This is a genomic window from Aeromonas sp. Y293-4 (assembly GCF_027705905.1).
Lineage (GTDB): Bacteria > Pseudomonadota > Gammaproteobacteria > Enterobacterales > Aeromonadaceae > Aeromonas > Aeromonas veronii.
Genome location: NZ_JAPDCI010000004.1, coordinates 292,398 through 313,046, shown reverse-complemented (window position 1 = coordinate 313,046; position 20,649 = coordinate 292,398). Strand labels below are relative to the sequence as shown.

Annotated in this window: 16 protein-coding genes and 1 tRNA gene; 9 read left to right on the top strand and 8 right to left on the bottom strand. The window is 60.7% G+C overall.

Annotated elements, in window-relative coordinates:
* The first annotated feature begins 165 nt into the window (after nucleotides 1-165).
* The 3 genes from OKC31_RS07260 (at nucleotide 166) to OKC31_RS07250 (ending at nucleotide 4,262) form a co-directional block, all read left to right on the top strand.
* A tRNA-Asp gene (locus OKC31_RS07260) sits at nucleotides 166-242 on the top strand.
* Between the two features lie 410 nt (nucleotides 243-652).
* The gene (tmaR, locus tag OKC31_RS07255; protein WP_005336024.1) at nucleotides 653-970 is read left to right on the top strand and encodes a PTS system regulator TmaR; all 318 of its coding nucleotides are present in this window, start codon (nucleotides 653-655) and stop codon (nucleotides 968-970) included.
* A gap of 208 nt (nucleotides 971-1,178) precedes the next feature.
* Nucleotides 1,179-4,262, top strand: a complete 3,084-nt coding sequence (locus OKC31_RS07250; protein ID WP_227272304.1) for a transglycosylase domain-containing protein — start codon at nucleotides 1,179-1,181, stop codon at nucleotides 4,260-4,262.
* A gap of 109 nt (nucleotides 4,263-4,371) precedes the next feature.
* On the opposite strand, the gene yidA is transcribed toward OKC31_RS07250, so the two are convergent.
* The 4 genes from yidA to OKC31_RS07230 all read right to left on the bottom strand — a co-directional run bounded on the left by yidA (nucleotide 4,372) and on the right by OKC31_RS07230 (nucleotide 9,656).
* Entirely contained in the window at nucleotides 4,372-5,181 is an 810-nt protein-coding gene (gene yidA, locus OKC31_RS07245) for a sugar-phosphatase (RefSeq protein WP_247823550.1), read from the bottom strand.
* Nucleotides 5,182-5,295: 114 nt separating this feature from the next.
* Entirely contained in the window at nucleotides 5,296-6,963 is a 1,668-nt protein-coding gene (locus tag OKC31_RS07240; protein WP_247823549.1) for a DUF342 domain-containing protein, read from the bottom strand.
* A 252-nt stretch (nucleotides 6,964-7,215) separates the two neighbouring features.
* Nucleotides 7,216-8,364 (bottom strand): CinA family nicotinamide mononucleotide deamidase-related protein, encoded by a 1,149-nt coding sequence (locus OKC31_RS07235; RefSeq protein WP_247823548.1) that lies wholly within the window; start codon nucleotides 8,362-8,364, stop codon nucleotides 7,216-7,218.
* A gap of 53 nt (nucleotides 8,365-8,417) precedes the next feature.
* Nucleotides 8,418-9,656 (bottom strand): HD-GYP domain-containing protein, encoded by a 1,239-nt coding sequence (locus OKC31_RS07230; protein WP_005336014.1) that lies wholly within the window; start codon nucleotides 9,654-9,656, stop codon nucleotides 8,418-8,420.
* 144 nt (nucleotides 9,657-9,800) lie between these two features.
* Between OKC31_RS07230 and metA the strand changes: the two genes are divergently transcribed.
* Nucleotides 9,801-10,748 (top strand): homoserine O-acetyltransferase MetA, encoded by a 948-nt coding sequence (gene metA / locus OKC31_RS07225; RefSeq protein WP_204380282.1) that lies wholly within the window; start codon nucleotides 9,801-9,803, stop codon nucleotides 10,746-10,748.
* Here the strand turns inward: metA and OKC31_RS07220 are convergent, their stop codons facing one another.
* Nucleotides 10,749-11,267: a cyclin-dependent kinase inhibitor 3 family protein gene (locus OKC31_RS07220; protein ID WP_043825993.1), complete on the bottom strand. Its 519-nt coding sequence runs from the start codon at nucleotides 11,265-11,267 to the stop codon at nucleotides 10,749-10,751.
* Between the two features lie 143 nt (nucleotides 11,268-11,410).
* On the opposite strand from OKC31_RS07220, the gene OKC31_RS07215 reads away from it, so the two are divergent.
* A complete protein-coding gene (locus tag OKC31_RS07215) occupies nucleotides 11,411-11,881 on the top strand; it encodes an Lrp/AsnC family transcriptional regulator (RefSeq protein ID WP_005336001.1) in 471 nt (156 codons plus the stop codon).
* A gap of 90 nt (nucleotides 11,882-11,971) precedes the next feature.
* Here OKC31_RS07215 and OKC31_RS07210 read toward each other — a convergent pair whose 3' ends face one another.
* Nucleotides 11,972-13,936, bottom strand: coding sequence for an LTA synthase family protein (locus OKC31_RS07210; RefSeq protein ID WP_247823547.1), 1,965 nt, complete (start codon nucleotides 13,934-13,936; stop codon nucleotides 11,972-11,974).
* A gap of 258 nt (nucleotides 13,937-14,194) precedes the next feature.
* On the opposite strand from OKC31_RS07210, the gene OKC31_RS07205 reads away from it, so the two are divergent.
* Nucleotides 14,195-14,452, top strand: coding sequence for a DUF2442 domain-containing protein (locus tag OKC31_RS07205; RefSeq protein ID WP_005335997.1), 258 nt, complete (start codon nucleotides 14,195-14,197; stop codon nucleotides 14,450-14,452).
* On the opposite strand, the gene OKC31_RS07200 is transcribed toward OKC31_RS07205, so the two are convergent.
* Nucleotides 14,449-14,709 (bottom strand): hypothetical protein, encoded by a 261-nt coding sequence (locus OKC31_RS07200; protein WP_247823546.1) that lies wholly within the window; start codon nucleotides 14,707-14,709, stop codon nucleotides 14,449-14,451. The two genes, OKC31_RS07205 and OKC31_RS07200, sit on opposite strands and share 4 nt — an antisense overlap.
* Here OKC31_RS07200 and OKC31_RS07195 point away from each other — a divergent pair.
* Complete coding sequence (locus tag OKC31_RS07195) at nucleotides 14,698-16,665, top strand: TonB-dependent copper receptor (RefSeq protein WP_270656582.1); 1,968 nt, start codon at nucleotides 14,698-14,700, stop codon at nucleotides 16,663-16,665. The two genes, OKC31_RS07200 and OKC31_RS07195, sit on opposite strands and share 12 nt — an antisense overlap.
* A 109-nt stretch (nucleotides 16,666-16,774) precedes the next feature.
* Complete coding sequence (locus tag OKC31_RS07190; RefSeq protein ID WP_270656581.1) at nucleotides 16,775-18,403, top strand: alpha-amylase family protein; 1,629 nt, start codon at nucleotides 16,775-16,777, stop codon at nucleotides 18,401-18,403.
* 84 nt (nucleotides 18,404-18,487) lie between these two features.
* Here the strand turns inward: OKC31_RS07190 and OKC31_RS07185 are convergent, their stop codons facing one another.
* A complete protein-coding gene (locus OKC31_RS07185; protein ID WP_069554693.1) occupies nucleotides 18,488-19,927 on the bottom strand; it encodes a RimK family protein in 1,440 nt (479 codons plus the stop codon).
* A 186-nt stretch (nucleotides 19,928-20,113) separates the two neighbouring features.
* On the opposite strand from OKC31_RS07185, the gene OKC31_RS07180 reads away from it, so the two are divergent.
* Complete coding sequence (locus tag OKC31_RS07180) at nucleotides 20,114-20,635, top strand: GNAT family N-acetyltransferase (protein WP_216952811.1); 522 nt, start codon at nucleotides 20,114-20,116, stop codon at nucleotides 20,633-20,635.
* The last annotated feature ends 14 nt before the right edge of the window (nucleotides 20,636-20,649 follow it).

Below are 20,649 nucleotides of genomic sequence, written 5' to 3'. Positions count from 1 at the left end.
TCAGAAGTGAAACGCGGTAGCGCCGATGGTAGTGTGGCATTCGCCATGCGAGAGTAGGACACTGCCAGGCACCCAATTAAACGGTGATGTGAAAACACATAGCCGGCTGCGAGGATGACACCTCACAAGAAGCAGCAGAAGATTTAGCGCAAGCTAACCGAATGCGGAGCGGTAGTTCAGTCGGTTAGAATACCGGCCTGTCACGCCGGGGGTCGCGGGTTCGAGTCCCGTCCGCTCCGCCACTAATTTGAAGGCCTTCCCGAATGGGAAGGCCTTTTTGCTATGGGCGTTTTTACCTACTGACCCCGATGGTTGCACACCGGAACCAACACAAAGCCCAGTCTCATGACCGGGTTTTTGTATTTTTAGCGTGTTAAACAGCCAGTGTTAGCATTTATCTGCAGGAAGAGAACTAAAACCCTGTCATCTCCTCCATTTTGTATCCATATCAAGCTCTTATCTGATGGATTACTAGCCATTTTAACTGGTTTACTTTTGGCCAAACTCTGTTCATGACGCGCGATTAGGGTTGTATCTCGCTTATAACTCGGTAGAGTAAGGGCATCTTGAGTTTGCCTGTCCCGGGCCGAGTGTGTCGGGCTCCAGGTGTAACTTGGCCAGTTTTTATCAACCTTAAGTCAGTGGTATCGATATGGAACAAGTAAACAAGTCCACCTTCAGCGATGTACTGGAATATGTGCGTATGTCCCGTCGCCAGAACAAACTCAAGCGTGAAATTGCGGATAACGAGAAGAAGATCCGTGACAACCAGAAGCGCGTGCTGCTGCTCGACAACCTGAGCGACTACATCAAGCCGGGCATGAGCATTGATGATGTACAGGCGATCATCGCCAACATGCGTGCCGACTATGAAGAGCGCGTGGATGACCACATCATCAAGAACGCCGAGCTCTCCAAAGAGCGTAAAGAGCTGAGCACCAAGCTGAAGGGCATGAGCTCTCACAAATAAGCGTTGCGCTTTCGCTTAAGAAACACCGGCCACTGGCCGGTGTTTTGTTATCAGCTCGGATCTCTGCCACTCCTGCAACAATCGGCTCCCCTTTTTAGAATTGCCCTGTTACCATCACTACAAAGCGGTCAATAGTTTCAAGCCATTGACTTGAAAAGACTAAGCTTGAGTGAAACACAATAAATTGCGCAACCATGGTGGGGCTGATATGGGCGCATCAGAACAGACGGATTTGACACAAGTGGCATCTCAAGATTCATCTGTCCAGACCTCGGACGGGAACCCAAAGCGCAAGCGTCGTCCCTGGTGGCGTTGGCTGTTCTGTTTTCTCTTTTTATTGTGCCTGGGGGCGGTGATCGCTCTGGTTGGCTATGAGATGAAAACCTCGAAGCTGCAATCTCAGGAGATCTCCCGCTATGCTGCCAAGCTCACCTATCAGGTCGAGCCTGGCCAGAGCAAACAGATCGCCTTCCCTGAGGATGGCCCGTTCGACAAGCGGCTCGGCTATGTGCAACTGCCGATGATGCAGGAGCGTTTGCTTCAGCGGGGCTATGAAGTCAGCAAGCAGGTGCATTTCTCCGACGCGCTCTATGACTACGCCAGTCGAGGCTTCTTCGTGCCCTATACCGAGAAGGTGCAGGCTGGCCTGACGTTGCACGATTGCCGCGCCGAGCCCTTCTATCAATTCAAGTATCCGACCCATCACTATCCGGATTTTGACTCCATTCCGCCTCTTGTCATCCAGTCGCTGCTGTTTATCGAGAACCGCGACTTGCTGAGCAACGAAGAGCCGTTGGCCAACCCGGCGGTCGACTGGCCCCGTTTTGCCAAGGCCGCGCTCTCTCAAGTGGGCAAGGCGCTCGATATGCAGGATCAATCTGCCGGTGGCAGTACCCTGGCGACCCAGGTGGAGAAGTACCGCCACTCGCCGGATGGCCTGACCCTGTCGCCGACCGAGAAGATCCGTCAGATGGCCTCTGCCAGCGTGCGGGCTTATCGTCTCGGGCCGGAAACCCTCGAAGCGCGCAAACTGGTCGCCTGGGCCTACCTCAACTCGGTACCGCTCTCGGCTGCGCCGGGATATGGTGAAGTGCATGGTCTGGGAGATGGTCTCTGGGTCTGGTTTGGTGCCAATGTCGATGACGTGAACCGTCTGCTGGACCCCACCCGAAACCAGAACGCACCGCTGGCCGAACAGGGGCTTGCCCTGCGTCAGGTGGTCTCGCTGATGATTGCGCACCGCCGTCCCTCTTACTATCTGGCTCAGGGGCGAGAGGCATTGGCTACCCTGACCGACAGCTACCTGCGCCTGTTTGTGCAGGAGGGAATGATCACGCCGCCACTGATGGAGGCGGCGCTCAAGGCCAAGATTACGTTTCGTGATTTCCTGCAGTCCCCTGCTATCACTCGGGTGAACAATAACAAGGGGTTGCAGGTTGCCCGTACTCGCCTGAGCCGCCAGCTCGGGGTGCAGCTCTATGACCTCGACCGGATGGATCTGACCGCCGATACCAGCCTCAACATGCCGCTGCAGAACGAAATCTCCCGTTATCTGCAACAGCTGGCCGACCCGACGTTTGCCGCTCAGGTGGGACTGTTTGGTGAGCGCCTGCTCTCGCCGGAGAAGACCGGCGATGTGCGCTACAGCTTCACCCTGTTCGAGAAATCGCCGGAAGGGTTCAAGGTGCGGGTACAGACCGACAACACCGATCAGCCGTTCGATATCAACGAAGGCTCCAAGCTGGAGTTGGGCTCAACCGCCAAGTTGCGGGTACTGACTACCTATCTGGAGATCGTGGCCGAGCTGCACGACAACTATGCCGGGATGCCGGTCGAGAATCTGCGCAAGCTGGCTGCCGTCTCTCAGGACAACCTCAGCCGCTGGGCCATCTCCTATCTGATGACGGCTCAGGACAAGAGCCTGCCTGTAATGCTGGAAGCTGCGCTGGATCGCAAATACTCCGCCAGCCCCAACGAAGGGTTCTTTACCGGTGGCGGCATGCACACCTTCAACAACTTCCGCCGCGAGGATAACAATCGCATTCCGACGTTGCGTGACTCTCTGCGTGAGTCGATTAACTTGCCCTTTGTACGGCTGATGCGCGATATCGTGCGCTACAGCCTCTACAAGGAGGGCAACCGTGCCCAGTTGCTGAAGGATGACAAGGATCCCCGTCGTCAGGAGTATCTGGCCAAATTTGCCGACAAAGAGGGGCAGACCTATCTGCTGCGCTTCTGGCGCAAATATCGCGGCAAGACTCCCGAGGAGCAGCTCGATACCTTCCTCGACGGCCTCAAACCGAGTGCGGTACGTCTGGCGGCGGTTCACCGCTACCTGATGCCGGAAGCCAGCGAAGCGGCTTTTGCTGCCTTCCTGGCGGAGCGGTTGCCGAGGGAGAAGCTGAGTGCCAAGCGGGTTAATCAGCTCTACGTCAGCTATGGTCCGGGCAAGTATTCCCTGCCGGATCAGGGCTACATCGCCCGGGTTCACCCGCTGGAGCTGTGGTTGCTGGCCTATCTCAAGGAGTTCGACAAGGCGACCTTTGCCGACGCTGTGGCGGCCAGTCGTGACGAACGGCAGGAGGTCTACAGCTGGCTGTTCAAGACCCGTCATCGCAGTGCCCGTGACAGCCGGATCCGCACCATGCTGGAGGTTGAAGCCTTCCTCGATATCCATCAGCGCTGGGCCAAGCTCGGTTACCCGTTCGACCATCTGGTGCCTTCGCTGGCGACCGCCTTGGGTAGCTCCGGCGATCGTCCGGCTGCACTGGCCGAGCTGATGGGGATTATCCAGAATGGCGGTGTCCGTTCGCCAACCTTGCGTATCGAGCACCTCTCGTTTGCCAAGGGGACTCCTTTCGAGACCGAGTTTGAGCCGCAGCACACCGAGGGTACCCGGGTGATGCCAGCAGAGGTGGCGGCCGCCCTGCGCAGTGCGCTTTCCAAGGTGGTTGAAGGGGGCACGGCAAGACGTATCGCCGGTGCCTTTACCCTGCCGGATGGCACTGTGCTGCAGATGGGGGGCAAGACCGGAACCGGGGATAACCGGATTGAAACCGTGGGTCGTTATGGCAACGTGACCAGCTCACTGGCGCGCAACCGCACCGCGACCTTCGTTTTCTATCTGGGTGAGGATCACTTCGGTACCCTGACCGCCTATGTACCGGGTAGCCAGTCTGACAAGTTCCGTTTCACCTCGGCGTTGCCGGTGCAGGTGCTCAAGGGGATGGCTCCCCTGCTGACGCCTTACCTTCAACCTGGCTCCCATACCCAGTGTCTGGCGAACCAGTGATGCGAGCGAATTACCGCTCATCACGCAGATAACTGACCAGAAAAAACGGGGAGGCTGACAGCCTCCCCGTTTTTATTTCCTCATCGGACGCAGCAGCGCTCGATTGCGATCAGGCGTTCAGTACGAACTGCTCGATCACCTGAGCCACGCCATCTTCATCATTGCGGGCAGTGGTGTGCTGGGCGAGAGCCTTGATCTCGTCGGTGGCATTGCCCATCGCAACCCCGAGGCCTGCGTATTCGATCATGTGGCGATCGTTGCCCGCATCCCCGATGCAGATCACCTGAGCGGCGGTCAGGCCAAGGTGCTCGGCCAATGCGGCCACGCCGGTTCCCTTGTTGCTCTGCTTGTTCATGAACTCGAGGAAGAAGGGGGCGCTCTGTACCACGGTATAGCGCTCATAGAGCTCTGCAGGCAGTCGCTCGATGGCGCGGGAGAGCTGGGGCGGCTCGTCGATCATCATCACCTTCATGATCTGCTCGTCGGCAGGCAGGGTGGCGAAGTCGATCAGATTGATCGGCATGCCGATCAGGCGGGATTCGTGCTCGGTGTAGGTGCTGACACGGGGACTGATGAGGCCCTGGGTGACCGAGAAACCATGGACGTTTACTTCCAGCTCATCAGCCAGTTTGGCGACGGCGCTGGCGTCACTGCCGGTCAACAGCTGGCTGCGGATGATGCGCTGATCAGCCACCTGTTGCACCAGAGCGCCGTTGTAGCAGATGACGTAGTCATGCTCTGTGGTGAGGCCGAGCTCTTCCAGATAGCGGCTCATCCCTTCCAGCGGGCGGCCGGAGGCCAGCACAACGGTTACCCCTTTGGCGCGCGCGGCACTGATGGCGGCGTGGGTGCGGGGAGTAATCTGGCCCTGCGGGTTGAGCAGGGTGCCATCCATATCCAATGCGATCAGCTTGTACATCTCTCACTACCTGAGTCTGGGTGGCCCGCCCGGTGGGGCCAAGGAAGTGGCGAGTGTAGCGAAAATCGGCGGCGGGATCACGGCCGGTTCAGCGATGGGGCCGTGCCGCTTGAGCTATTTGTGCCCCTCGTAAGGGGTCATCTCCAGGGTTTCATCATGGATGGTCAGGCGGGTAGGGCCTCGGGTGATGGTAACCTTGCGTTTGAAGCTGGCCATCTCGACCTCGATGCCGGAGTAGAGGTGTTGGGTGGCAATGACCTCCATCTGAACCATCAAGTTTCGCAGCTCCTCCTGGTTGGCGGTGAGCTGCTCATCGAGCTGGGCCAGCTCGGCCAGCTGATGGTCCCGGATCGGTTTGAGCTTGCGCAGGGTATCCGGATTGCGCTTGTCGCCGGGTAGTTGCAGCAACTTCATGACCAGCTCCTTGATTTTCTCCAGCTGGGCCTGGCACGCCTGCTGGCGCAGCTTGAGCTGGTGTTCCTGCTCCTTGTGGGTGAAGTAGCCGCCAAGGATCTGCAGCCGGGTATGGTTGGCGGCCTCGGCCCCCAGGCTGGGGGCCATGATCAGGCGATTGGCAATGCTGGTGCCCCCCAGCAGAGTGCCTTTGCGCATGTTGCTATCGCCCACCTTGATGTCTTGTCCGCTGCGGGAGTAGCAGTGGCTGAGCTGGCTCTGGATCTGGATATCGCCCCCCGCTTCCAGCTGGGCATACTGGGCATAGCTGGCGTGGATCTCCCCCTGCGCATTGAGTTGGCAAAGGTACTCCCCCTGCTCGTTGCGGCGGCCAATGATGCCGTGGCGTACCGTGATGCTGCCCCCCGCCTCGATCCAGCCCCCTTCGATAAAGCCGCCGATGACGATGTCACCGCTGACCTTGATCTTCATGCCCGGGTTGACGTCGCCGCTGACGATTAAGCCCCCTTCAAAATCAATGTGGCCGTGGCGGGCATCCACCTGTTTGACGCTGAGCACCTCGTCCACCTTCATGCCCGCTTTCTCCTGACAGGGCAGGCCAGCCCGACCGGCAATCAGCAGGTCGGGATCGTCGGGGGAGATAAAGGTGCCCTCGCCAGCGCTCATCGGGCTGTCTTTGCCATCCTTGGCGGGCAGGTCCTGACCGGTCACGGTAAAACCGGGTACCCCGACGGTGGCCGGATGACGGCGCATCAGCGGAGCGCCGGCCTTGACGGTGACGATGGAGCCGAGATCCCGCAGGTCGACCTTGCCATGACCCAGCTCCTGCGGTTTGAGGATCCGTTCGGCCGGGGTCTCCACCAGCCGCTCATAGCGAGTGTCCTGACCATTGACAGCAGGCTGGCCGTTGGCAATCACCAGCTTGAGTTGACTGCCGGGGGCGGCCTCCTTGGCCGACTGGATGGCAGCGGTGAGCAGTTGCTCACTCACCCCCTGCTTGATTTCGCTGATGGCGATCGCCTCTTGCAGCTGTTCCAGCGTCACATATTTGCCACCCCAGTCGGCAGTGATCTGGGCGATGGCGCTCATGCGATCCTTCTCCACTATTACGGCGAGTCGGGCATCCTGACGCTTGCCGACAGGGATGGGGTTGGCGGGGACGGGGGTGGCAGGGTTGGTGAGCAGGGTATTGAGCAGGCTGATGGCCTGTTTGATCCCCTCGGGCAGCGGCTGATAGCGGCGACAGTTGGAAGCGAGCAGCAGAGCCTGCACATCCTGTTCCGTGACAGGTTTGGTGAGACCGGCGGCAATCCGCAGGCAGACCAGTTCCATATCGCTTGATAGCAGCAACCACTCTTTGCTTAACACCGCATCTCCTTGCTGGATGAGAACGGAACGATCGGCTCGCTCCTCTACTGTCATTTAATCTCTCAATGATTAATAAAGCGAGTCACCAACCCTGAGAGTGGGCAGTATTCAGATATTTCCTCTGAATGGTCAATGAATTGAAGTCAAATCGGTGATGGCGGCCGGATAAATATGGGGGCTGTTTGGCAATGGTGTGAAAAGACAGATCGCAGCGCCAGCAACATAGGGTCGCTGGCAGGGGGGAGGTGGTTATCAGCTGCGCTGGGCTGTTCTGGCCAGGGTGAGGTAATCGCCGAGCACCGGCTCACCCAGCATATGGCGGCGCAACATGTCGAGGGCGGCAAAGGCGAGGATCTTGCGGCGGCTCTCCGGGTCGGGGTGGCTGACCTTGACCGTCTGACCGATGTGCATGCCATCGGCGCTGAGCAGCAGTGGCACCCCCTCTGTGCCCTCTTGCCCTATGGTCAGTTGCAGGCCCGCATCGGCGGTTGGCAGTTGCGCCAGCTCATCGGCCAGTTGCGTACTGAAGTTGGCCTCCAGCCTGGGATGGCCGTGACAAAGTGCCAGCAGGGCGCCGCCACTCTCCCCCTCCAGCAGAGCGAGCGGTTTGCCTTGCAGCAGCGCCAGGATCTGCTGCGCCGGTTCCTTATCTCCGCTGCCAACCAGCCAGGGGCGGACCGTATCCAGCAGTCGGCGCTCTGCACTCTCCATGTCAGCGGTACTGGCGCCGTGGCCGATCAGTTTCAGCTCGATAAGGGGCATGGAGGAGCGGTAACCCAGCTCGATGCCAGCTGGCCAGGGTTCTTCATCCAGCATATCGCTGAGGGCTGATTCCGAGATGCCGAAGGTGTAAAAGCGACGCAGCTCGGTATCGACTTGTGCCCCGGCCAGCTGTTTGAGGCGCGGCAGAATTTGCTCGCGTACCATCTGCTTGAATTCGAACGGCACGCCCGGGGTGAAGAAGAGCTGACTCTGGCCACTTCGCACCACAAAGCCGCAGGCGGTGCCGACCGGGTTGTCGAGGGTCTCGCACCCCTGTGGCAGCCAGGCCTGTTTGGCATTGCTTTGTGCCATGGGGCGACCACGGCTGGCGTAGCGGGCCGTGATGGTAGCAAGCCAGTCGGGGAAAAGGGTGAGCGGCTGTTCAAAGGCTTCAGCTGCCGCCTGAGCAGTGAGGTCGTCGGCAGTGGGCCCGAGCCCGCCACACACCAGCACCACTTCGGCGCGGCTGGCACTCTCTTGCAGCACCGTTTTCAGGTCGGCGAGGTTGTCACCCACCGTCAGGCGACGGCGCACCTGCCACCCCTGCTCCAGCAGCAGAGCGCTGAGCCAGGCTGCGTTGGTATCCACCACCAGACCCGTCACTATTTCGTCTCCGGTACTGATGATCTCGATACGCATGGCAGGCTCCTTGGATTAAACGGGTGGCAACGGTTGGTCTTGGACCAACACAATCAGGCTTTGTTGTGCTCGAAGTAGTAGCTGATCCGGGTACGCGGATTGAGGTACTCGAACACGGCGGGCGGCAGCCGTTTGGGGTGGATCACTTTGGCGATCGACAGTTCGGCTTGCTGCAGGTCGATGATGGCGGCTTCCTGACGGGGAATGCGCGGATCGTAGACCAGCACCGAGGGGTAGAGCAGGCGGGAAGCGTTGACCGACATCACCAGCCCCACCTGACCGTTGGAGAGTTGCACCACGCTGCCGGGGGGATAAATCCCCATCAACCGGATCAGCATGCTGAGGTACTCCGGATTGAACTGCGCCTTGCGCTGCTTGTAGAGGCCGCTCAGGGCCGAGTAGGGCACCTTGGCCTGCATGTGGCAGAGGTTATCGTACTCGTTGATCAGCGACACCATCTGGGTCAGCGGATCGAGCTGGCCACCCTTGAGCCCTTCCGGCCCGCTGCCATCCAGATATTCGTGGTGATGGAGCACGATCCCCTTCGCCTCGGCCGGGAAATCCTTGGCCAGATTGAGCAGATCCAGCCCGTAGCGCGGGTGCTGGGCCATCAGGTTCTGCTCCGGCTTGGTCAGCGGCTCGGTCTTGCGCAGGATCTGGCTCGGGATCTTCAGCTTGCCGATATCGTGGAACAGCGCCCCCATGCCGACTTGACGGATCTCGTCGGCCGTCATGCAGCACTCCTTGGCCAGCAGCATGCTGAGCACGCTCACATTGAGGGAGTGGAAGTAGAGGTTGTTGCCATCCTCGCTGTCGGAGACCAGATGGAGCACCATTTCGTCCACCGATAGCAGCTGCTCGGTCATGGCGTTGACCAGCTCCTGCGCCTCGCCGATGGCATTGAGGGGGCGGGACTGGATCTTGCTCATTACGCTGCGCACCTGCGCCAGCGACTGCTGGAACTGCTTCTCGCACTGCTGCAGATTGCGGCGATAGAGTTGCAACTGCTCGATGCGGCGATCCTTCTCCTGCTGCATCTGGGCCTGGCGCTGGGCGGCGTCTGCGCTCTCTTGTTGCTGAGGCTGTACCTGATTGAGGGGCTTGGGCGGAACGTCGCTCTTGTCGGGAATGATGGTGACCAGTTTCAGGCCGAGACGGCGGATCAGCTCGATCTCTTCTTCACTTTTGATTTTGAAGCTGGAAAACAGGAACGGGTGTTCGCGCCACCCCAGTGGCAGGGATACATAGTTGCCGACTTGCAGTCGATCTACGGAAATCTTGATACCGGTCATTATCTTGGAAGCAGGAGACACACTGAGCCGTATGCTAGTCAAAGGCGGGGGTGAATACAAAAGGTATCTGATGACAGGGCTGGAGCTTTATTATAGGCTTCTGGATGTCCAGACATATTTACCGATGCAGTACAGGGAGTAAGCATGCCGATCAAGATCCCGGATCAGTTACCCGCCGCCGAAGTGCTGGGGCAGGAGAACATCTTCGTGATGACGGAATCCCGGGCCGTCACCCAGAACATCCGCCCGCTGCGGGTGCTCATCCTCAACCTGATGCCAAAGAAGATTGAGACCGAGATCCAGCTGATGCGGATGCTCTCCAACTCGCCGCTGCAGGTGGATGTGGATCTGCTGCGCATCGATGACAGGGAGTCAAAGAACACGCCGCAGGCCCATCTGGAGAACTTCTATCACGACTTCGAGCAGGTGCGTGGCAATAACTACGACGGCATGATCATTACCGGGGCGCCGCTCGGGCTGGTGGAGTTCGAGGAGGTGGTCTACTGGCCGCGCATCGTCGAGATCATCGAGTGGTCCCATCAGCATGTTACCTCCACCCTGTTCCTCTGCTGGGCGGTGCAGGCGGCGCTGAAAGCTTTGTATGGCATGGAGAAGCAGACCCACGGCGAGAAGCTCTCCGGGGTTTATCGCCACCATCGCCTCGATGAGCACGAGCCGCTGCTGCGCGGTTTCGATGACGAGTTTGTCGCTCCCCACTCCCGTTACGCGGCGTTTGATGGCGATCTGATCCGTGCCCAGACCGACTTGCAGATTTTTGCCGAGTCAGAAGAGGCGGGGGTCTATCTGGCGGCGACCAAGGATTGTCGTCAGGTGTTTGTCACCGGGCACCCGGAGTACGATGCCCTGACGCTGGACGGGGAGTATCAGCGGGATCTGGCGGCGGGGCTCGACCCGGCCATTCCGGTCAACTACTACCCGAATAACGATCCGAGCAAGACGCCGCGCGCCAGCTGGCGCAGCCACGGTCATCTGTTGTTTGCCAACTGGCTCAACTACTACGTCTATCAGCTCACCAGCTATCGGGTGGAAGATATCGGCAAGGTCTTTACCTACGACCAGGGAGGCAAGTAGTCAGTCGCCCTGCGCCAGCCGCTCGGCCAGCTGGTCGAGCCATTGGCGGTGGCAGGCCAGGGTAAACGCCTTGGGTCTGTGGGCCTTGATGGCAGCCATCGCCTCTTGCTGTGGCTGGCCGAGGGTCATCAGCAGCGCGGCGGCGACCAGACCGGTGCGACCGCTGCCCCCTTTGCAGTGGATGACCAGATGTTTGCCATCTCCCAGCAGCTCGCGCAGCTGTGGCAGCGCCTGTTGCCAAGCAGCCTCGAAGTCGGCATCGGGTGCCAGATCATCCTCGATGGGCAGATGGAACCAGCGCATCCCTTCGTGCTCGACCTGCTGGCCGAGCTGCGCCAGTTCGAGTCGGATCAACTCGGCGCTTGTCATCAGGGTCACCACTCCGTGGGCACCGGCCAACCGCAGTTGATCGAGCGCCAGGGTCAGCGGCACCTGCTGGGTGCCGGGGCAGGGGGTCAGCAGCAGCTGACCGTCGACACGGGGAACCTCAAGGCTCCAGAAGGGGTGATACGGGTGCATGGCGGATCCTCGCGTGGTGGCCGCAGGGTTGCGGCCGGTGAATGGCGCCAAGGATAGGCGGGGCAGGGGGGATGTCAATGGCCGTTGTGTTTGCCCCGGTTTACGGGCAGAGTCTAAAAAATTGAGCGGTTCAAGGAGTTAAGATGAGAAACCTGGATCAACTGGATTTGGATATCCTGGCCCATCTGTTTCGGGATGCGGGCATGACCAACAAGGATCTGGCCGCGCTGGTGGGCGTTGCCCCCTCCACCTGTCTGGAGCGGGTGCGCAAGCTGCAGCAGGATGGCGTGCTCAAGGGGGCACACTGCGAAGTGGATTATCAGGCCCTCGGTGGTCACATTCAGGCCATGGTCTCCCTGCAGCTGGCCCGCCACAGCCGTCAGATCATCGATGCCTTCCGCGATGCCATTCTGGCGCTGCCCGAAGTGATCAGTCTGTTCCACATGGGCGGCAAGGATGATTTTCTGGTGCACCTCTGTGTCTCTGATACTGAGCACCTGCGCAACTTCGTCTTTGATCACTTCACCTCCCGCGAAGAGGTGGTGCACCTCGAAACCTCGCTGGTATTCGAGCACAAGTTCAGCCGCTCCCTTCCCTGCTTTCCCCAGCCATAACGGCCTGCGGGCCGACAATATGAATAGATAGAAAAAACCGCCAGCTGGCGGTTTTTTCATTCTGCAATGGGTTGAATCTGCACGGGGTGCTCAATTGGCGGCGGTGCGTTCATCCTTGGCCGTCTGATAGAGGCTCTTCTGATAGGCCATGCTGCCCCACAGGGCAAGACCGAGGGCATCCTCCTTCAAGGCGTCCGGCTGCGCCGCCAGGGTCAGCTTCTCGCTGGCATCATCGTAGACATAGCCCTCTGCCGCGCGCTCCGGTTGCAGGATCACCACATCCTTGCCGCGCATCAGGGCGAAGTTCTTGTCGTACTGCATGATGGCGCGCCCTGGCCAGTCGGCGGGCATACGGGTCAGATCCTTGCCGAGCATGGGGTAGTCGGCACTGATCCCCATCAGGGAGAGCAGAGTCGGCGCCATGTCGATCTGGCTGACGATGCGCGGATCCTTTCTCGGCGCAATGCCGTCGCCCACGATAACCCCCGGAATATGGAAGCGGGGGATGGGCACCAGACTGGCGCCACCGACTCGGCTGTCGTGGTCGGCGATGACCAGGAACAGGGTGTCCTGCCAGTATTCGGACTGTTTCGCCCTCTTGAAGAACTCGCCGATGGCGTAATCCGCATACTTGGCCGCGTTGTTGCGGGTCTGTTTGGGTTGCTCGAAGAGTTCGATGCGGTTGTCCGGGAATTCGAACGGATCGTGGTTGCTGGAGCTGAACACCAGACTGAAGAAGGGTTTACCCTCCTTGTGCAGCGCTTTGAAGGTCTCGTCGGCCTTGGCCATCAGATCCTCGTCGGAAGCTCCCCAGGAGCCCTTGAACACCGGATTGTCGAAATCCTTCTGTTCGACGATGGTGGTGAAGCCGTTGCCGAGGAAGAAACTGCGCATGTTGTCGAAGTGGCTTTCGCCGCCATAAATAAAGCTGGTGTCGTAACCCCGCTGCTTAAGCAGATCAGCGATGGTGAAGAAGTTGGTCTGGCTCTTGCCGAGTTTGACCACCGCCTGTGCCGGGGTCGGCGTGAAGCCAGTCAGTACCGCCTCGATACCGCGCACCGAGCGGGTGCCGGTGGCGTAGAGCTGCTCGAAGGCCCAACCCTGCTGCGACAGGGCATCGATGTTGGGGGTGAGCGGCAGGCCGCCGAGGGAGCCGACAAACTGGGCGCCCAGGCTCTCCTGCAGCAGGATCACCAGATTCTTCGGTTTACCCCGGAAGCTCGCCTCGTTGAAGGTCTGGCTGGGCAGCAGATCGGAGTTGAAATCACTGGCCGGACGGCCACTCTCCTTGCGCATGACCTCGAGCACCTTCTGCTCCGTCATCTCGCCGTAAAACTGGCCGGCATCTTCCTCGGCGCCCATCTGTTTGATGGCAAAGAAGAGGGAGTAGGCGGAGTTGACGGTGAGCGAGTTGACCAGCGGATCCTCGGCAAAGGCGACCATGGCCGGGTTCAGGGCGCGGTGGCCGAGACTGGAGCGGGCACCGAGAAAACCTATGGCCAGAATGAGCAGGGCGAAGGCCGGACGCAGATACCTGCGGGGGAAGCTGAGGCCACGCACCAGACGGCCGCTCAGCCACCAGCCACCAGCCAGCACGGCGCCACTGAAGAGTACCGCCAGCAGCAGCTCGGCTTTGCGGCCCGCCCACAGCATGGCGAATACCTCTTTTGGATAGATGAGGTACTCCACATAGAGGCGGTTGGGGCGCACGCCATACTCGGTGACAAACGAGGGGGTGGAGATCTCGAGGAACAGCATCAGCCAGAGTCCGACGGTCAGCCAGACGCGTATCAGTTGCAGCCAGCCCCGGCCGATGGCATGGGGGCCTGCCAGCAGCAGAGTGAGCATGGCGGGGACACCCCAGACCCAGCAGAGGGTTGCAAAGTCGACCCGGATCCCTTGCAGCAGCATCTCCTGCCAACCGGCCACGGCATCCACCCGTTCCAGTTGCCAGAGACCGAGGGCGATTCGGCTGAAAGAGAGAGAGAAAAGCGCGAGCGCGCAGAAGACGGCGAAGGGCCAGAACGGGCCGAGTCGCTGTTTTAGATTTGTCATGTTTGTTCCTGAATGAGACTGTAAGCGCCTGTCCACAGACGTTTTTTACTTGTTGTGAGGTTATGACAGATCGAACTGGTTAAGGTTGCATTCAATTTTGTTAAAAGCAGGAATTAACACATTTATCATCTAAAAATGTGATGTCGCGCGCTTAATGAGCACAGCATAACCTGCTGGATAAAATGTGAGCCACAGCGCGTATGGATGGGGAGCTGGTGTTTATAATTGCCGCGAATTATCTCAATCGGAGCCGAAGGGATGCCGGTCTTTATCGATGTCGAGTATGTGCGGGGATGGCGCCTGTTTCTGGTGTTATCGGATGGCACCACGGGGGTGCTGGATCTGACCCCCTGGCGAACCCAGCCGCTGTTTGCAAAGCTGGAGAGCGAGCGTCACTGCGCCCGGGTCTTCATCAACCGTCACCACCAGCTGGAGTGGCCTGTTGGCTGCACGCTATCCGCCCATGAGGTCTATCACCTCATCTCTCCCATCGATGAGCGGGAAGCCTTCAGCTAATCCTCATTTTTTGTGAGCCAACGCCAGATTCCTGTTACTGGAATGTTTGCCCGTTTGCCTTTCTGAGCCAACTTGGGTAAAACCTGCGCAACATTTTGCCAACTTGCCTTCGCTTCACCTGACAGAGGCTTGCCGCTTTCGCGCCGCAGGCCTTTTTTGCGGCCTGACGGCAAACCTTTCCCTTGCTGAAAGGTTTGGTTGGTTGAATGAAAACAACAAAATAAACAAATACATAAGGAAAATGTATGGCTTGTCATATGCGCACACCTCTTGCCCTGCTGGTGGGCGGGCTCGCCTGTCACGGCGCTGCCGGTCAGGAACCGGTGCAACAGCTGGATCCCATGGTGGTGGTGGCAACCCGCCCCGCCAGCACCCTGGAGGTGACGCTGGATCCCAAGAAGCCCGGTTCCCCCATGCCCGCTGCCGACGGCGCCGGTTATCTGAAGAATGTCACCGGCATGAGCATGGTGCGCAAAGGGGGGCTCGGTGGCGATCCCGTGCTGCGGGGGATGGGGATGTCCCGCCTCAACGTGCAGATGGATGGCGGCATGCTGGCAGGTGGCTGTGGCGGCCGGATGGACCCGCCCACGGCCTATGTGTTCCCCCAATCCTTTGACCGGATCCGGGTGTTGAAGGGGCCGCAATCCCTCGAGCAGGGGGCCACTCTAGCGGGAACTGTGCTGTTCGAGCGGGACAGACCCGAGTTCACCGCACCGGGTCTCAAGGCCGATGCCTCGGCCCTCTTTGGCAGCTTCGGCCGCGATGATCAGATGGTCGACATGACGGCAGGCTCGACCGATGGTTATCTGCGCGGTCAGTTCACCCACTCCGACAGCGATGATTACCGCGATGGCCACGGTGACAAGGTGCGATCCTTCTATCGCCGCGAGAACGGCACCGCCCAGCTGGGCTGGACGCCGGGGGAGCACACCTGGCTGGAACTGACCGCCGAGCGCAGCAATGCCCGCGCCGCCTATGCGGACCGCACCATGGATGGCCCCATGTTTGATCGCGAATCCTTCGGGCTGAAGCTCAAGCAGGAGCAGATCACCACTCACTGGCAGCGCAGCGAGCTGACCCTGTGGGACAACTACATAGACCACATCATGGACAACTTCAGCCTGCGGCAAAACAGCGGCATGAAGATGCTCTCCAACCCGGATCGCCGCAACACCGGCGGTCGCTGGGCCAACGACATCGTCTTGCCAGCAGACTGGCTGCTGACCGCCGGGCTCGACAGCAACCGGGATCAGCATCGCAGTCGGAGTGGGGTCGACTATGCCACCAAGGATCGTCAGCGCACCCTGCGTTTCGAGCAGCAGGGCGGCTTCGCCGAACTGGGTCGTCAGCAGGGAGCCCACAGCTACAAGGGCGGTTATCGTCAGGATAGGGTCGAGACCACCCGCTATGGCGCCGGTGAACAGACCCTCTACAGCGATACCCTGAGTCTGAACAGCGGGTTTGGTCGCTACGAGTACCAGTGGTCGCCCCGCTGGTCCAGCTATCTGGCCTGGGGGCAGGCGGAGCGGGCGCCGGACTACTGGGAGCGCAGCAAGGACAGCACCCCGTTCACCCTCAACCCGGAGCGCAGTCGCCAGTGGGATGCTGGGTTGGCTCTGCGCAGCCGCGAGCTGGACCTGACCCTCTCCCTCTTTAGCGCCGACATCAAGGACTACCTGCTCTACAACAGCAAGTCGAACAAGGTGCGCAATATCGATGCCCAGACCCGGGGTGGCGAGTTGGAAGGGCGCTGGCAGTTTGCCGAGCAGTGGCGTCTCGATGGTGGTCTGGCGGTGGTCTACGGCGAAAACCAGAGCGACAACAAGCCGCTGGCCCAGATGCCGCCGCTTGATGGCAAGCTGGCGTTGGGCTGGCAGCCGGACGAGGCGCTGAGCTTTACCCTGCTGGGGCGCGCGGTGGCGGCGCAGGATCGGGTGGACGTCGGTTCCGGCACCGTGGCGGGTCAGGATCAGGGGGAGACTCCGGGCTTCTTCACCATGAACCTGAGCGGCGCCTGGCAGTTTGCCAAAGGGTGGCAGCTTTCGGCCGGGGTGGACAACCTGTTCGACACCTTCTACTACGAGCACCTCTCCAAGTCGGTGCACGCCAGTCAGGCGGGGTTGGGCTATGAGCAGAGCGGCCGCATCCCCGAGCCGGGCCGTTCCTACTGGCTCTCGCTCAACTACCGTTTTGCCTCGGCCGGTGTGCTCTAACCAGTTGAGTCAGATAACGTTTTCAGTCACAGACACCGCTGTGTGAGCATCGCTATCATGGTGAAAAACAGGCGTATCAGACGCCTGCTCTCACAGCGGGAACATAACAATGAAACAGGGAACGTTACGCTATGGCGGCCTGCTCGGGGCCGCCCTGTTACTTGCGGCTTGCGGCGGCAGCGGTAGTTCAGGTGGGGAGAGTTCTCCCCCCGTCGTCAATCCGCCGGTCACCCACCCTCCGGTCGCCACGGCCAGTCGTGCCTGCTATGGCGACGATCAACCCGCCTGCAACCTGCGCATCTATCAGGTAATGGTGGAGTCGTTTGCCGATGGTGACGGCAGTGCCAACTACGGCGTCGGCTATGGCCCCTCCCAGCACAACGGCGATCTGCAGGGGATCATCGACAGTCTCGACCACATCAAGAGTCTCAACGTCAACGCCATCTGGCTCACCCCGGTGTTCGACTCCTGCGCGGGGCAAGGCGGCGATAACAAGCTCGATGCCACCGGCTACTTCGCCTGCGACTTTTTTACCGTGGATCCCAACTTTGGCAGCAATGCCAAGCTCAAACAGCTGGTGGATGGGGCGCACCAGCGCGGCCTCTATGTCTTCCTCGACGGGGTGTTTGGCCACGTCAACAAGGTAGGGGTGAGCAAGCCCTCGCCAGAGGGGCGTCTGCCAGCCCTCACCAGCGGCGGTGCGGGTTATCCCGGCCAGCTGGTGGATTACAGCAAGCCTGAGAGCCTCGCCTACTTCAAGGAGGTGGCCCGCTATTGGGTCGAGCAGTACGGTATCGACGGCTGGCGCCTCGATCAGGCCTATCAGCTTGGGCTGGATGATTGGCGCGCCATTCGCAGCGAGGTGGAGCAGGCCAGCGCAGCGCGCAAGGCGGCAGGGCAGCAGTGGGGCACCCTCGGCTACATGGTGGGCGAGGTGTGGAAGGGGGCTGATGACATTCGCGCCCAGGCTTACGGCAGTAGCGACAATCCGGCGCTCTCCTCGGCCTTTGACTTCCCGTTGCGCTACGGCATCGTGCAGGCGCTGGCGGTCGAGGAGTCCGGCAAGGGCGGGCAGGGGGCCAGCGTGCTCGATGCCAGCTGGAACAAGGTGGAGAACTACCCGAATCACGCCATGCCAAACCTGATGCTGGGCAACCACGATCTGGTGCGTTTTGGTGATCTGCTGGAGCGTGGCAACTTCAAGTCGACCGAGCACTGGCAGCGCCACAAGGCAGCCTTCAGCTTTATGGCGGCCCGCTCCGGCCCGATTACCTTCTACTATGGCGAGGAGTTTGGCGATGAGGTGCCGGGCTTTGCTGTCAAGGTGGGTGGTGACTGTGCGGCGCAGGGCTTGTGCGACGATCATGTGGCCCGCAGCGACGGCAAGGTGCCCGCTGTCACCGGCTTTGTGCCGGGTAGCGAACAAGCCGAGCTGAAAGAGTGGCTCGCCCAGCTGCTGGCGATGCGTGCCGCCCACCCCGCTCTCTATCAGGGAGAGCGAGTCAAACTGGTGGCCGAGGGTAGTCTCTATGGTGACATCAAGCAGACGGCGGGAGAGCAGATAGTCTACCTGCTCAACCTCTCCACCACGGCGCTCAGCTACAACCTGCCGACGGGCAAACTGCGCAGCGGCAGCGCGCTGGTGGATCTGCAAAGTGGCGAGAGTCTGGCTATCGGCGGCAGCAGCGTAACGGTGGAGATACCGCCCTTGAGCGGGCGTTTCCTGCGTCTGCAATAAGTCAGCCACAGCCCGCTTTGATATGAGAGAGGGCCCCATCGCGGGGCCCTCTCTGTCATTGCTGGCGACAAAGGCATGGCGGGGTTATGCGGTGCTCTGGCCCCGGTTTTCCAGCCGCTGGCGGAAGGCGCGGGCCAGTCGCTCGTAGAGATCCTGCGCCTCCTTGTCTTCGATATCACCGCGGATCCAGGGGTTGTCGACGATCTCCAGCAGCACGCAGTCACGCCCCTGCTGGCGCAAGTCGAGCCCGTAGAGGCCATTGCCGAGCTGATGCACTGCGCGGCGAGCGGTCTGCAGTACCCGCTCCGGCACCTCGTTGAGTGGCAGCGCCTCGATGCGGCTCATGTCGAGGGGGTGCTTGCGGCGGCGAATGCGGTTGCCCGGTTCGGGCCGGTAGCGGCGGCAGGCAAACAGCGGCGAGCCGTCGAGAAAGCCGATGCGCCAGTCGAACTCGGCGGGGATCCGGCTCTGCACCAGCAGCAGGGCGGAGCGGCCCAGCCCCTCGTCCAGCAGCCGGGCCAGCTGCTGCTCGTCGCTGGCCATGGCGAGATCGCGCCCCTGTGCCCCGTCGGGCACCTTCACCATCAGCGGCAGGCCGAGCCGCTGTACCAGCTCGTCCACATGGTGGCGGCCGCGGCGGGTGACCACCATGGTGGGCGGCATGGGCACGCCGCTGCGCACCATCAGCTCGTAGAGATAGAGTTTGTTGCTGCAGGCGAGGATGGCGCGGGAGCTGTCGATCACCGGCATCTTGAGCTGTTCGGCGCGATGGGCAAATTCGAAGGTGTAGTGGCCGACCGCGGTTTCGGCACGCAGCCAGAGGGTGTCGAACTCCGGCAGCCGTTCGATGGCTGACGGTGGCAGGATCTCGGCCCGGATCCCCTGGGCTGCAGCAGCACGGATAAAGCGCTCCAGCGCCAGCCCGTCACTGCTGGCACGGCCATCATCGGGGTCGACCAGAATAGCGAGCTGGTAGAGCGGCGCCGCCTGCTCCTCATCACCGGTCCCCACCAGCGCCTGAGCGTGGTGCAGCATTAACTCTTTCTCGCTTGGGCTCAGCGCCAGTGGTGACAGGCTCTGCTGCTGGCGCACCGACCAGCCGTGGCGACCGCGCTTGAGGGTCAGCTCCTGCAGCGGCAGCTGGCTCAGGCCATAGTAGTAGCGGGCCAGCCCCGCCAGCTCGCTCTGTTCACACTGGCCGAAGATGGCGCGCACTCTAATTCGATCCTCGCTCTGCTGGGCCAACCATCCTTGCGCCTTGCGCCACAGCTTGGCCGGTGGCTGCTGGGGTTGCAGTCGGCTGATGGCTTGCAGACCAGGCAGGCAGTGGTGGCCGCGGGCCTGGGCCAGCAGCGAGCAGTAGTAGCCTGCGCTCAGGTGCTCCAGATTGCGGCAGAGGTTGATGATGCGGGGTCGGCCGCCGGTGGTCGGCACGCCATGTTGCAGATAGGTGCGGGCGGTCAGCAGATAATCGGCATGGCAAGGCCAGTCGCCCAGCTCTTCGACGATGACATAGGTACTCATATTTTCGGCTCCACAGATCAGACTGCCTGAACAGGCAGGATCCCCAGTGGGCTTCGATGCACCGACAAGCACGACAATGGCGCGAGGGGAAACAAGAGGTTACAGTGCCTAATATGACTCCTTGGTAACTTGTGATACAAGTCGCATTTTTGGTGCTGAGGATAAATAACCGAACAAGGACTCCCCGTGTTGACCGTACGTGCGGCCCGAACCGATGATCTGGGCGCCATCGTTAATCTTGAACGCTACTGTTTTCCTCCCGAAGTCGCCTTTGGCCGCAGCCGCTGGCACTATCTGCTGGCCCACGCCAAGGGGCGCACTCTGTTGCTGCTGGACGAGAAACATCAGCTGATGGGCTATCTCTGCCTGCTGGAGCACAGAGGCTGGGATCGGCTGGTCATTCAGGCGCTGGCCATCCGCTGGACGGTGCGCCGTCTGGGCTGGGCCCGCCGCCTGCTGGAGCAGGTGATCCGCGAAGGACAGGAGGCTGGCTGGGGGGCGATTCGCCTCGAAGTAGGGGATGCCAACGAAGAGGCGCTGGCGCTCTATCAGGGATTGGGATTTCGTCCCCAGCAGCGGCTGGCGGACTACTATGGCCGCGACCAGCATGCGCACCGGCTGGTGCTGCCGCTGGTGAGCGACGAGGAGCGTGAGCGGCGCAGAGTGGCTCGCACTCAGGCTCGCAAGCCGTCTTCACGGGCCAACTGATCATGTTGAACGAG